This window comes from Ruegeria sp. HKCCE4148, from assembly GCF_017872495.1.
Lineage (GTDB): Bacteria > Pseudomonadota > Alphaproteobacteria > Rhodobacterales > Rhodobacteraceae > Ruegeria.
The window spans coordinates 781,062-794,388 of the sequence record NZ_JAEDOS010000002.1 but is presented as its reverse complement, the minus strand read 5'-3'; the positions used below and the strand labels follow the sequence as shown (position 1 = coordinate 794,388).

The following is a 13,327-nucleotide window of genomic DNA, read 5'->3' as shown; positions in this document are numbered from 1 at the left end:
CTATTCCTTATCGCGATTGTCGACGACGCGCTTCGCCTTGCCCTGAGAGCGTTCGACGTCGCCGGGGTCACCTACAACAATTTCCGTTGAAACGCCAACAACGTCCTTGATCCGCTTGGTCAGCATTCGCGCCGCCGCAGTTTTGGAGAGTTCGTCGGTGGAATCGGTTGAGGATTCAACAAATACACGCATCGCATCCATGCGGCCCGACTTATACAATTCGATCTGATAATACGGGGCAAGCCCGCCCGTCGCCATGACCTGTTCTTCGATCTGGCTGGGGAAGACGTTTACGCCACGCAGGATCATCATGTCGTCGCTGCGACCTGTAATCTTTGCCATCCGGCGCATGGAACGTGCAGTTCCCGGCAGCAGGCATGTCAGGTCGCGCGTGCGATAACGGATCATTGGCAGCCCTTCCTTGGTCAGGGTTGTGAACACCAATTCACCAGTTTCGCCATCGGGCAGGACCTCACCGGACACGGGGTCGATGATTTCCGGCAGGAAGTGATCCTCCCAGATCACCGGACCGTCTTTGGTTTCAACGCATTCATTGGCCACCCCAGGACCCATGATCTCGGACAGGCCATAGATATCGACCGCATGCATATCAAACGCGGCTTCGACCTCGGCCCGCATCGCATCAGTCCAGGGTTCAGCACCAAACACACCAACTTTCAAAGAGCTTTCTCGGGGGTCGAGACCGGCCTTGTGGAACTGCTCTAGGATATTGAGCATATAGGACGGCGTCACCATGATCCCGTCAGGCTGGAAATCGTTGATCAGGTTAACCTGTTTCTCGGTTTGCCCCCCGGACATGGGAACAACGGTCGCGCCAAGGCGTTCAATCCCATAATGGGCGCCCAACCCGCCGGTGAACAGCCCATAACCATAGGCATTGTGGACCATGTCGCCTTTGCGCAGTCCCGAAGCACGCAGAGAACGCGCGCCCAAATCCGCCCAGTTGTCGATGTCATTCCTGGTGTAACCCACCACGGTCGGTTTACCAGTCGTGCCCGAGGACGCGTGAAGACGAATGATCTCGCTGCGCGGAACTGCAAACAAGCCAAAAGGGTAATTGTCGCGCAGATCGTTTTTGTATGTGAACGGAAACTTCGAAAGGTCGGTCAGTTGCTGCAGATCGTCGGGATGCACACCGGCTTCGTCAAACCGCTGTTTGTACATCGCAACGTTTTCGTATGCGTGGCGTACGGACCACTTGAGCCGTTCAAGCTGTGTGGCGCGAATTTCGTCGATCGAGGCGATCTCGATCGGGTCAAGATCCGCTTTGTTTGGGGAAAGGTCTTCCATCGCGTCACTCCTCCAGTCGCGAAGCTATTCTTGAAAATTCTGACCGCCCACTGCGCGGGACATGCCGCGAAACTCGGCGATCAGAGTGTTGTCTTGGTTTGTGACGCGAACGTCATAGATACCGCTGCGTCCGGACACAGTGACCTCTGTCGCGGTGGCTGTCAGGCGGTCGCCTTTGCTTCCGGGGGCGAGGAAGCTGATCATTGTGTGTTGCGCGACGGTTGCCTTGTTTCGGCTATTGCAGGCAAAGGCAAAGGCGCTGTCGGCCAGAGCGTGGGTGACGCCCCCATGGCATGTGCCATGACCATTGCAGTGATGGCTGGCGACGGTCAGTGCCAGAACTGCGTGGCCTTCGTCAATCTCGACAAGCTCCATGCCGAACCATTTGCTTGCCTCGTCATTTGCCCACATTGCAGCGGCGGATTTTTCGGCGCGTTCCTTTGGTGTCATCGTCACCGCCCCTGAAAGTTTGGCGCGCGTTTTTCAAGGAAACTGGATACGCCTTCGGCATAATCCACGCTTTCCCCGCAGGTTTTCATCGCGTCCGCCTCAATCTCAAGCTGATCCGAAAGCGATGTGGTGGCCGCAGATTGAATGCATTGCTTTGTCAGGCCCAGCCCAAGTGTTGGGCCGTTCGCCAACTGCGCGGTAAGCGTGCGTGCCTCACTCATCAGTTGATCGTCGGGCAGTGTTTTCCAGATCAGTCCCCAATCCTCTGCCTGTTTGGCTGAAAGGGGTTGGGCGGTCAGAGCCAACCCCTTAGCGCGTGCTTCACCTAACAGGCGCGGCAAATGCCAACTGCCACCCGTATCCGGTATCAGGCCGACCTTGGAAAAGCTCTGAATGAATTTGGCACTTTCCCCAGCCACAACCATGTCACAGGCCAACGCAAGATTTGCACCTGCGCCTGCGGCGACTCCGTTTACGGCACAGATGACCGGGAACTCCAAGGACCGGATCAACCGGACCAGAGGCGCATAAAACGTTCGTACCGTTTTGCTCAGATCCGGAGGGCCATCCATTTTGGATGGATCGCGATCGCCCAGGTCTTGACCTGCGCAGAACCCGCGCCCGGCACCGGTCAGCAGTATTGCGCGGGCCCCGTTGTCGCGTGCGGTCTTCAATGCGTCTTGCAGGGCCGCGTGCATGTCTTCATTGAACGCGTTCAACTTGTCTGGGCGGTTCAGGGTAATTTCAACCCAGTTCCCGTTGTTTTCTACAAGTATTGTATCGCTCATGACGTTCTCTTCCGGCCTCGTTCCAACTTAATCATTGCATTAACCGAACGGTTGGTCAATATATAAACCAGTACCGAATCTGGATCGATCAAAAGGGTTGTCGATGTTGCAGTCGTCGCTGGTAAGTGTTGAATTAAAGGGTGACGTGGCTTGGGTCACGGTCAACAACCCGCCAGTGAACGCGACCTCGACCGGTGTTCGACAGGGGCTGTCCGACGCTGTTGATGCGGTTCAGGGCGCGCGCGTGGCGGTGTTGTGTTGCGCTGGCAGGACCTTCATCGCTGGTGGTGACATGTCCGAGTTTGATGTGCCGCCGATTGAGCCGCATTTACCGGATGTTGTTCAGAAGATCGAAGACAGCAAAGTGCCATTTGTCGCCTGTATGCACGGCAACGTGCTGGGCGGCGGATTTGAGATAGCGATGGCCTGTGCGTGGCGGATCGCAGCGCGGGATACCGGTTTTGGTTTGCCCGAGGTCAATGTGGGACTGATCCCCGGGGCAGGTGGCACGCAACGCTTGCCGCGTCTTGTGGGGATGCAAGCTGCAATTGACATGGCGTGTTCCGGCAAGATCATGAAAGCTGAAGCGCTGGCGGAAATCGGGGGCATTGATTTGATCGCCGACGACCTATTGGATGCAGTTTCGGGATTTGTTGCCGACTTGCCTGAACGTCCACTGCCTGTCAGTCAGCGCACTGTACCGGACTTTGCGCCCGATCTGTTTGAAACAAGCCGTCTGGCGTTGCGGAAACGCGCCAAAGGGCAGCCATCGCCGCTGGAAAACCTGAGCGCTCTCGGTTGGTCCGTTGAGCCATTCGCCGAGGGGCAACCGAAAGAACGCGCCCGCCACTTGGCTTTGCGCCAAAGCGCTGAAAGCAGGGCGCTACGTCACGCATTCTTTGCTGAACGCACCGTATCCAAGCCTGCTTTGATCAAGGGTTCTACAGCCCGTGACATCACTCGGATAGCTGTTGTCGGCGGTGGGCTGATGGGTGCAGGCATTGCGACGGCCGCGCTGAATGGCGGGCTGTCGGTCACTTTGATTGAGCAAAACGCTGAGGCTGCATCGGCCGCTCAGCAGCGGGTTGAATCTCTGCTGAACGGGGCCGTCAAACGGGGCAAGATTTCTGAAGCGCAGTTGCGTAATCGTCTGACAAGTTTTCAGGCTGCCGAGAGCTATGCCGTTGCTGCAGATGCCGAGTTGGCAATCGAGGCTGTATTTGAGGATTTGTCCGTCAAGCAATCGGTGTTTGCGGAGCTTGCCAGCCATATGCACCGGGATGCAATCCTGGCCACGAATACGTCCTACCTAGATCCGGTAGACATCTTTGAGGACGTAGAAAACAAGGCTCGCTGCATTGGCCTGCATTTCTTCAGCCCGGCCCATGTGATGAAGCTGCTTGAGATCGTACATACGCCTGATACGTCGCCCGAAGTTTTGGCCACAGGTTTCGCCTTGGGCAGAAAGCTGCGGAAAGTGTCGGTTCTTTCGGGTATCTGCGATGGATTCATAGGCAACCGCATGCTGGCGGCGTATCGGCGCGAGGCTGATTATCTTCTGGCCGATGGGGCGCTGCCTTATCAGGTGGATCAAGCGATGCGCGCGTTTGGGATGCCCATGGGACCTTATGAGCTGCAGGATCTGACCGGTCTTCAGATCGCCTGGGCCAACCGCAAGCGCAACGCCGAAACACGAAACCCTGATGAACGCTATGTCACCATCGCCGACCAATTGTGTGAGATGGGGCGGCTTGGCCAACGTACGGGCAAAGGATGGTACCGGTACGAAGATGGCAACCGTAAACCGGTCCGCGACCCGGAAGTTGAGGCGTTGATCGAAACCTACTCGGCCGAACAGGGCATAACCCGCCGAAGCTTTACAGAGCAGGACATTTCCTCGCGTATTCTAGCGGTTCTGGCCAACGAGGGCGCTTTAATCGTTCAGGAACGCATCGCGGAAAACGCGGAATCTGTCGATATGGTGCAAATCCATGGATATGGATTCCCGCGGTGGCGTGGCGGGCCAATGAACTACAGCAAGGAAATCGGCATCGCAATTTCGCGTGCAACGATGTTGACAGTTGCGAACGAAAACCCCGGCTCTTGGAGGATCGCGGACCATTCGGGGGATCTTTAATATGTTGATGGTTACAAAAGCGACCATTAACGCATTCTCGAGTCATGTTTCACAGGGAGGAGACAGAACCATGAAATTCACCAAGCTAAGCACATTATTGGCGTCGGCCGCGTTGGCCGTTTCGGGCACAGTGGCACTGGCTGCGGATTATACGCTGACCATTTCAAGCTGGGCGCCGCCGACCCATGGCATCAACGCCAAGATGTGGCCGAAATTCGTGGAGATGGTTGAAGAGGCGACAGACGGTAAGGTTACGGCAGAACTCAAGCTGGGCATTGCGCCGCCACCGGCGCAGATGGACTTGATCATGGATGGTGCAGCTGATGCGTCGATCATCTTCCATGGTTATCAACCCGGTCGTTTTGTCACCACCAAGATGATCGAACTGCCCGGATACGAGGGTTCGGCCGAGGACGCCTCGGTCGCTTATTGGCGCACATATGACAAGTTCCTCAAAGAGGCAGACGAACATCGCGGTGTGAAGGTGATCGCTCTGCACACGCATGGCCCTGCCCAGTTACATTCCAGCAGCCCTGTGACCACGCTGGATGAGGTGTCGGGCCTCAAGGTGCGTATCCCGGGTGGCGTTGGGGGGGACGTTGGCACGGCTCTGGGTGCGACCGGCATTCAGGTCCCTGCGCCGAAAGTCTATGAAACCCTGGCCTCGAAAGCTGCTGATGGGGTTGTGATGCCCTTTGAATCCCGCAAGGGCTTCAAGCTCACGGAAGTGGCACAGAATGTTTACGAAGTTCCAGGTGGTCTCTATCGCGGATCGTTTGCCTTCATCATGAACGAAGACACTTTTGCCGATCTGCCCGAAGATCTGCAGGCTGCTTTGGAAGAGAACGTCTTTGGTGAACCGCTGAGCCGCGAGATTGGCAAAATCTGGGACGAGATCGACGCCATCGGTCGCGAAGCAACCGAAACCACCGAGGGCAACGCGATCAACGCGGCATCTGCTGAAGATCTTGAGAAATTCAACACGATTGCCGTCGACGTGCGCGCCAAGGTCATTGACGAAGTCAACGACGCGGGCATCGACGCTCAAGCCGCTTATGACATGATCGTAAATGAAATGGCTTCGCAGTAATGCAGCCCGGCTGGCGGGCATGACCCGCCAGCCCTTTTCACCCGACGGGGACCAATCATGCACTCACTCGTGACCTTTGCGCGACGCATCAGTGTCGTTCCGACGCAGCTGGCCTGTGTGGCGCTGTTCATCCTGATGGTGATGACCTTTTTCGACGTTATCTTGCGTTCTGTCTTCAACGCGCCAATCGAGGCTGCGACTGAGCTGACACGTATTCTGATGGCGATCCTTGTCTTTTCGGTCCTGCCCATAATATCGGCCGGACGCGGACAGATCGCCGTGGACCTGACAGACGGGATTTTCGCACGTCTGCGGCTGAGCCGGGTGCGGGACGCGATTGTGTATCTGGTATCCGGCATCATGCTGATCTGGCCAATTCAGCGTGTCTGGGTGTTGGCAGAGCGGGCGCGGGACTACGGCGATGTCACCGAATACCTGTCGATTCCTGTCTTCTACGTGGGTTGGTTCATCGCTGCCTTCACCGCGATCACTGCTATCGCGATGATCATCACCGGGATTTTGCACATTTTTGCCCCCCAAGCCTTGTCGGAGCACTCCTGATGACTGCAGCTTTGATCGGTTTCGCCCTTGTCCTTGTTCTTGTGCTGCTGCGCCTGCCCATTGTGTTTGCGATGGGGCTAGTTGGGACGCTTGGCTTTGCATATGAACGCGGCGGCAGCATCCTGTCCGAACGTGGGTTGAAGGCTGCGATGTCCATGGTAGGCCGCCAGATCACCGATACGGCGCAGGATTACGGGCTGTCTGTTGTGCCGCTGTTCATCCTGATGGGCCTGTTCGTCAACAAGGGTGGCCTTGCGCGTGAACTTTATGCGGTATCGAATGCCTTCCTGGGCCATTTCCGCGGCGGCATCGCCATGGCCACGGTTGCAGCCTGTGGTGGGTTTTCTGCCATTTGTGGCTCGTCGCTGGCCACAGCGGCAACGATGTCGAAAGTCGCGATGCCGGAAATGCGCCGCTACGGTTACTCGGATGAGTTGTCGACGGCGTCGATTGCTGCGGGTGGAACACTGGGCATTCTGATCCCGCCATCGGTTATACTGGTGATCTATGGCCTTTTGACCGAAACCTCGATTGGCAAGCTTTTCGTTGCGGGAATAATTCCCGGCGTGTTGGGCATCCTGTTCTATCTGCTGGCGGTGCGTTGGACCGTTTGGCGCAGACCCGACGCCGGACCAGCAGGAGAGCGGCATGGCTGGGGCGAACGCCTTTCGGCTCTGCGCTCGGTCTGGGCCGTGCTGCTGCTGTTCTTCCTTGTGATCGGCGGGTTGTACGGGGTGTTTGACTTCTATCCGCTGAACCTGACCTTCAGCCCGACCGAGGCAGCTGGCATGGGCGCAATGGGTGCCTTCCTGATTGCGCTGTCTCGGGGTGGGCTAACCCTTGGTTCCATCTTTGAAGTGTTGAAAGAGACTAGTTTCACTGCTGCGGCGCTGTTCTCGGTTCTGATCGGAGCTCAGATCTTTTCGAATTTCATCAACTTGGCTGGCCTTCCCGAGGCACTGATCGCTTTGGTGACGGCCTATGAGGTTGAGCCGTTTATGGTGATCCTGATGATCCTCGGGATCTACATCATTCTGGGCTGTGTCTTTGAATCGCTGTCGATGCTGCTGCTGACAGTGCCTATCTTTTTCCCGCTGGTGACATCGCTGGGTTATGATCCGATCTGGTTTGGCATCGTTGTCGTTGTCGTGACTGAGATCAGCTTGATCACTCCCCCGGTCGGTTTGAACGTGTTCATTCTGAAAGGTGTGGTGGGGGATGTCTCAACCGGGACCATCTTTAAGGGCGTCACGCCGTTTTGGGTGGCGGATATCTTCCGCCTGGCGCTGATCGTTCTGGTGCCATGGCTGGTGCTGGTTCTGCCGGAACATATGGGAGCGATGGGTCACTGATGTTCTCTCTGACCGAACTTCCAACCGGTTTTCACGCGGACCCTTACCCGGCCTATGCCGCGCTGCGCGAAGACACGCCTGTCTGCTTTCAAGCCGATGGGTCTGTCATCCTTTCGCGCTATGACGATCTGGATCTGGTGTATCGGGACACGACACGGTTCATTTCGGACAAGAAGGCGGTTTTCGGGCCGAAATACGGGGTCGACAGCCCTTTATACGAACATCACACGACCAGTTTGGTGTTCAATGATCCGCCTTTGCACACCCGTGTTCGTAAGGTGATGGTCGGTGCGATGAACCCGCGGGCACTGGCGCAGATGGAGCCTGGCCTTGTGCAGCTTGTCGACGGCTTGCTGGACCAGATGCAGGCCAAGGGCACCGTTGAGTTGATTGGGGATTTTGCCGGGGCCATCCCGATTGAGATTATCGGCAACTTACTAGGCATTCCCCGATCCGAGCGCGGGCCCCTGCGGGATTGGTCTCTGGCCATTTTGGGCGCGCTGGAGCCTCAGTTAACTCCGGACCAAGAAGACTGGGGCAACCGTGCGGTGTCTGACTTCAAAGCATTCCTGCGCCACATCATAGATGATCGTCGCGCCAATCCAGGTGACCCGTCAACGGACGTGCTGACACGATTGATGCAGGATGACACCGATGGCGGGTTGACCGAGGTCGAGTTGTACCAAAACTGCATCTTCATCCTGAATGCTGGGCATGAGACCACGACCAATCTGATCGGCAACGCGCTGGAGTTGCTGGACCGGCACCGTGACAAGCGGGCCGAGTTGCTGGCCGACCCAGAGTTCATAAACACAGCCGTGGACGAGTTTCTGAGGTTGGAAAGCCCCAACCAATTCGGCAACCGTTTGACCACCGAGGATGTCATCTTCCACGGCCAAACCATTCCCGCCGGAACAGATATCCATCTTTGCATCGGAGCCGCCAACCGCGACCCGCGACAGTTTGAGCGGCCCGATGAAATGAAGTTGGACCGACGCCGCAATAAACATCACGCCTTTGCTGGTGGACCCCACACCTGCGTTGGCCTGACCTTGGCCCGTATGGAGGGCCGCGTGGCGGTCGGGCGTTTTCTGGCTCGCTTCCCGAATTATTGCATCACCGATGGTGCTGAACGCGGTGGCCGTATCCGGTTTCGGGGTTTCGCGCGACTTCCCGCGCAGTTTTGAAGGGTACGGTTTATGTTGTTGCTGTGCAAAAATAACGACCGACCGTACGGTTAAAGATATGACCTCACACGTTCGGCTAGGTGATGTGAGGATCCAGACACTGATGAGGAGACGCTCATGACCATCCAACAGATATCCAGCTTTGCCGCCGGTGCATGGGTGCCGCCTGGTGCCGGGGCGCGCAATATTGCCAGCGCCGTAACGGGCGAGGTGATTGCAACTGCGGGCAACGCGGAACTGGACGTGCAAGGAATGCTGGACTATGCGCGCGACGTCGGTGGGCCGGCCCTGCGCAAGATGACCTTTCATGAGCGGGCCAAGATGCTCAAGGCGGTGTCGCTGCATCTGGGCCAGCACAAGCAGGCGCTCTATGATCTGTCTTTCAACACAGGCGCGACGCAGTCGGACCATATGATCGACATCGATGGCGGCATTGGCACGATGTTTGTCTTTGCCTCGAAGGGACGCCGGGAAATGCCGGACGGGCATGTCTATCTGGACGGTGATGTTGAGCAACTATCGCGCAACGGGACGTTTCTGGGCCAGCACATCTGCACCCCGTTGCACGGCGTGGCGGTTCACATAAATGCGTTTAACTTTCCGGTCTGGGGTATGTTGGAGAAACTGGCGCCAACTCTGTTGGCCGGTGTTCCGGCCATCGTTAAACCGGCGACGAATTCTTGCTACGTGACCGAGCTGTGTGTGCGGTTGATGTTGGACTCCGGTATTTTGCCCGCCGGGGCGCTTCAGTTGGTGTCGGGCGGTTTGGGCGACATGCTGGACCGTTTGACCCTGCAGGATGTGGTCAGCTTTACCGGCTCGGCAGATACGGCGTTGAAATTGCGATCCAACCCCGTGATCCTTGAAAACTCTGTGCGGTTTGTGGCGGAACAGGATAGCCTTAATTGCTCGATACTTGGTCCAGATGCCAAGCCGGGTACGCCTGAGTTCGACCTTTTCGTCAAAGAGGTCCAGCGCGAGATGACGGCGAAGGCTGGTCAGAAATGTACCGCAATCCGTCGGATCATCGCGCCAGAGGTGCAGGTGCAAGCCGTGATCGAGGCGTTGTCCGCGCGGCTGGCCAAAACCGTTATCGGCGACCCAAGGCTTGAAACCACCCGCATGGGCGCATTGGTCTCGAATGGTCAGAAACGTGACGTTCTGGAAAAGGCGACGATCATTGGCCAAGAGGCCGAGCGTGTCTTTGGCAACCCGGATGATTTTGCGGTCGATGGAGCAGATCCTGAAAAAGGGGCCTTCCTGCCGCCGATGCTTTACCATTGTGCCAACCCTGACGCGGCGCAGCGTGTACACGATACCGAAGCTTTTGGGCCGGTTAGCACGGTCATGGGCTATCGCGATCTCGACCATGCGATTGAACTGGCAAACCGGGGGCAAGGATCTTTGGTGGCGTCGGTCATCACGCATGATCCTGACGTGGCGCGTCAGGTCGCCATTGGGGCAGGGGCGTATCATGGGCGTTTGTACTTCAACAACCGTGACTCGATGAAAGAATCCACCGGTCACGGTTCACCTTTGCCTCATATGGTGCATGGCGGCCCCGGACGCGCTGGCGGCGGCGAAGAGATGGGCGGCGTGCGTGGTGTTAAACACTATATGCAACGGACCGCCATTCAGGGCTCACCTGATCTGTTGACCGCGATTGGAAACAGATGGGTGCCCGGCGCGACCGAGGTCAAAGGCCCCGCCCATCCGTTCACGCGCAGGTTTCATGACCTTGCGATTGGCGAGACCATCCACACGGAACCGCGCACCATAACAATGGAAGACATTGAACACTTCGCCACTTTCACAGGCGATACCTTCTATGCCCATATGGATCAGGCGGCGGCGGAGCGGAACCCGTTCTTTCCGGGTCGCGTCGCCCATGGCTATTTGTTGCTGTCATTTGCCGCTGGATTGTTTGTCGAACCAAATGAAGGGCCGGTGCTGGCCAATACCGGTCTGGATGGGTTGCGTTTTATGAAGCCGGTTGAAGCCGGTGACAGCATCAAAGTGCGCCTGACGGTCAAGGCCAAAACTAAGCGCAATGACGAATATGGCGAAGTTCGTTGGCACGTCACGCTGACTCAGCAAGATGACGAACAGGTCGCAGAATATGAGCTATTGACGATGGTTGCTTACTAGCCACTTGGATGCTTGCGATGGGCCGGATGGTAATTCCCTTCGGCCCGATTATACTTCGTGTATGAAAGACATCAGCCCTGATTGGTTCGAAACCTGTGTCAGTCAACTGACCAACACCGGCACACAGCGGGTGTGGTCAGTGCTGGTTACGATATTTGGAGATTTGGCGCCCAGCGGATCGGACCGGGTCAGTGGCAGCTTGATCACGGCGCTCACCAGTCTGGCCGGAATCAAGTCTGAGGCGACGCGTGTTGCACTACATCGGCTGCGGAAAGAAGGTTGGATCGAAAGTACGCGGGTGGGGCGCACCAGCGTGCACCGCTTGACGGATTTTGGTCGCAGCCAAAGTGCCGCCGCCGCGCCGCGTATCTATTCCCGTGAGACCGACAAGCCGGACATCTGGCATGTGCTGATCGCCAGCGGTTCTGAAAGTTCCCGCAAAGAACTGTCAGATCTGATGCTCATTGGTGACTATATCTCAGTCAATGCCTCTACGGCCATGGCACCGGGCCCGGCCCCTGATGGGCTGGAAGACCTGCTGGGGATTGAAAGCAGTGCCATATCAGTGCCCGATTGGATGCGAGATTTGTGTGGGCCTGAACCTCTGAAAGACGCTTACAGTCAGTTCTGGACCACTCTTCAGTTCGTCGAGCATCATTTGCCCACCAAGGGGATGGAAGACCCCCTGCAAACTGCCGTTCTGCGTGTTCTGATCGTTCATGGGTGGCGGCGGCTTATCCTACGCCATCCCCCTTTGCCACCTGCCTTTCTGCCAGAAGACTGGAAAGGTGCGGAGTGCCGACAGTCCGTGGTGCAGCTGTTAGACAGGTTGCCTCGCCCGAACCTTGCGTCGCTGGAAGCCGTTTTAGACGATTGATTCCGAGCGGGACGTGAGCGTCGCCCGGTCAGCTAAGTATTGTTTGGATCACCGCCTTAGGCGGCCCCGAATATCGCAACGATAAAGTTCTGACTTTATATGTTACAAAAATGGTGAACGTGGTCAAAGAAAGGTAACATAAAGCTTGCCTCGAATCGGTTACTTTAATAAAAACCGACCAGACGGTTAATGAATACTGACGCGAACAGGAGACCTCGGACATGGACGCATTCATTTGCGACGCGACGCGTACACCGATTGGGCGGTATGGCGGAGCGCTGTCTTCGGTTCGCACGGATGATCTTGCGGCTTTGCCACTGGCGGCGTTGAAAGAACGCAACCCTCAGGTCGATTGGGCCAGTGTCGACGATGTGATCTATGGTGATGCCAATCAGGCCGGAGAGAGCAACAGGAACGTTGCGCGAATGGCGGCCTTGTTGGCCGGGTTGCCAATCGACGTTCCGGGAACAACGGTAAACCGTCTTTGCGCCAGCGGTATGGATGCCGTTGGAATGGCAGCCCGTGGCATCAAGGCAGGCGATTACGATCTGGCCATTGCGGGGGGCGTGGAAAGCATGTCCCGCGCACCGTTTGTGATGCCCAAGGCAACTTCGGCGTTCACTCGCAACAACGCGGTGCACGACACCACGATCGGATGGCGTTTCGTGAACCCGAAGATGAAGCAGGACTACGGCGTGGATTCCATGCCGCAGACTGCCGACAACGTGGCTGAGGACTATGGCATCAGTCGTGAAGATCAGGATGCCTTTGCTGCACGCAGCCAGGCCCGGTGGGCGGCCGCTCATGCGGCGGGTGTTTTCGGCGATGAAATCACTCCGGTTTCGGTGCCACAGCGAAAAGGCGACCCGATCATTGTGGATACGGATGAACACCCGCGTCCGGGAACCACAGCAGAAAAGCTGTCGGGTCTCAAAGGGGTGAACGGACCGGAAAAGACCGTCACAGCGGGCAATGCTTCAGGTGTAAATGATGGCGCGGCAGCCATTCTGATGGCGAATGAGACGGCGGCGGTCAAGAATGGTCTGACCCCGATGGCCCGTGTGGTGGGCATGTCGGTTGCGGGTGTTGCGCCGCGTGTCATGGGCATCGGCCCGGTGCCCGCCAGCCGCAAGGTTCTGGCCCGAGCAGGGTTGAGCATCGAACAGATGGACGTGATCGAGTTGAATGAGGCGTTTGCCTCTCAGGGCCTTGCCACCCTGCGCGAGTTGGGCCTGCCGGACGATGCGTCCCACGTGAACCCCAATGGAGGGGCCATCGCTTTGGGCCACCCACTGGGCATGAGCGGTGCGCGTCTGGTGCTGACCGCGGCCTATCAATTGAAGCGAACCGGGGGTCGCTATGCGCTCTGCACCATGTGTGTGGGCGTCGGGCAGGGCGCGGCCCTCATTCTTGAACGCGTGTAACG

General features: G+C 57.3%; 11 protein-coding genes. 8 read left to right on the top strand and 3 right to left on the bottom strand.

Annotated elements, in window-relative coordinates; all coding sequences use genetic code 11:
- The 3 genes from paaK to paaG are packed head-to-tail and all read right to left on the bottom strand — an operon-like array spanning position 1 to position 2,549.
- Positions 1-1,311, bottom strand: a complete 1,311-nt coding sequence (paaK, locus tag I9187_RS08815) for a phenylacetate--CoA ligase PaaK (RefSeq protein ID WP_171176630.1) — start codon at positions 1,309-1,311, stop codon at positions 1-3.
- 24 nt (positions 1,312-1,335) lie between these two features.
- On the bottom strand, positions 1,336-1,761 hold the full coding sequence (gene paaI, locus I9187_RS08810) for a hydroxyphenylacetyl-CoA thioesterase PaaI (RefSeq protein ID WP_171176632.1): 426 nt from the start codon (positions 1,759-1,761) through the stop codon (positions 1,336-1,338).
- 2 nt (positions 1,762-1,763) lie between these two features.
- Positions 1,764-2,549: a 2-(1,2-epoxy-1,2-dihydrophenyl)acetyl-CoA isomerase PaaG gene (gene paaG, locus I9187_RS08805; RefSeq protein WP_171176634.1), complete on the bottom strand. Its 786-nt coding sequence runs from the start codon at positions 2,547-2,549 to the stop codon at positions 1,764-1,766.
- Positions 2,550-2,652: 103 nt separating this feature from the next.
- Here paaG and I9187_RS08800 point away from each other — a divergent pair, with 103 nt between their 5' ends.
- The 8 genes from I9187_RS08800 to pcaF all read left to right on the top strand — a co-directional run bounded on the left by I9187_RS08800 (position 2,653) and on the right by pcaF (position 13,325).
- The gene (locus tag I9187_RS08800; RefSeq protein ID WP_209509385.1) at positions 2,653-4,686 is read left to right on the top strand and encodes an FAD-dependent oxidoreductase; all 2,034 of its coding nucleotides are present in this window, start codon (positions 2,653-2,655) and stop codon (positions 4,684-4,686) included.
- A 70-nt stretch (positions 4,687-4,756) separates the two neighbouring features.
- Positions 4,757-5,776 carry a TRAP transporter substrate-binding protein gene (locus tag I9187_RS08795; RefSeq protein WP_171176638.1) on the top strand — a complete coding sequence of 340 codons (1,020 nt, stop codon included), beginning with the start codon at positions 4,757-4,759 and terminating at the stop codon, positions 5,774-5,776.
- 57 nt (positions 5,777-5,833) lie between these two features.
- The gene (locus tag I9187_RS08790; protein WP_209509384.1) at positions 5,834-6,337 is read left to right on the top strand and encodes a TRAP transporter small permease subunit; all 504 of its coding nucleotides are present in this window, start codon (positions 5,834-5,836) and stop codon (positions 6,335-6,337) included.
- On the top strand, positions 6,337-7,689 hold the full coding sequence (locus tag I9187_RS08785) for a TRAP transporter large permease (protein WP_171176642.1): 1,353 nt from the start codon (positions 6,337-6,339) through the stop codon (positions 7,687-7,689). The genes I9187_RS08790 and I9187_RS08785 overlap by 1 nt, the downstream gene beginning before the upstream one ends.
- Positions 7,689-8,876, top strand: coding sequence for a cytochrome P450 (locus tag I9187_RS08780; RefSeq protein WP_171176644.1), 1,188 nt, complete (start codon positions 7,689-7,691; stop codon positions 8,874-8,876). The genes I9187_RS08785 and I9187_RS08780 overlap by 1 nt, the downstream gene beginning before the upstream one ends.
- Positions 8,877-8,993: 117 nt before the next feature.
- On the top strand, positions 8,994-11,024 hold the full coding sequence (paaZ, locus tag I9187_RS08775; RefSeq protein ID WP_171176646.1) for a phenylacetic acid degradation bifunctional protein PaaZ: 2,031 nt from the start codon (positions 8,994-8,996) through the stop codon (positions 11,022-11,024).
- 61 nt (positions 11,025-11,085) lie between these two features.
- Positions 11,086-11,901 carry a PaaX family transcriptional regulator C-terminal domain-containing protein gene (locus I9187_RS08770; RefSeq protein WP_171176648.1) on the top strand — a complete coding sequence of 272 codons (816 nt, stop codon included), beginning with the start codon at positions 11,086-11,088 and terminating at the stop codon, positions 11,899-11,901.
- A gap of 221 nt (positions 11,902-12,122) precedes the next feature.
- Complete coding sequence (pcaF, locus tag I9187_RS08765) at positions 12,123-13,325, top strand: 3-oxoadipyl-CoA thiolase (RefSeq protein WP_171176650.1); 1,203 nt, start codon at positions 12,123-12,125, stop codon at positions 13,323-13,325.
- Positions 13,326-13,327: the final 2 nt, after the last annotated feature.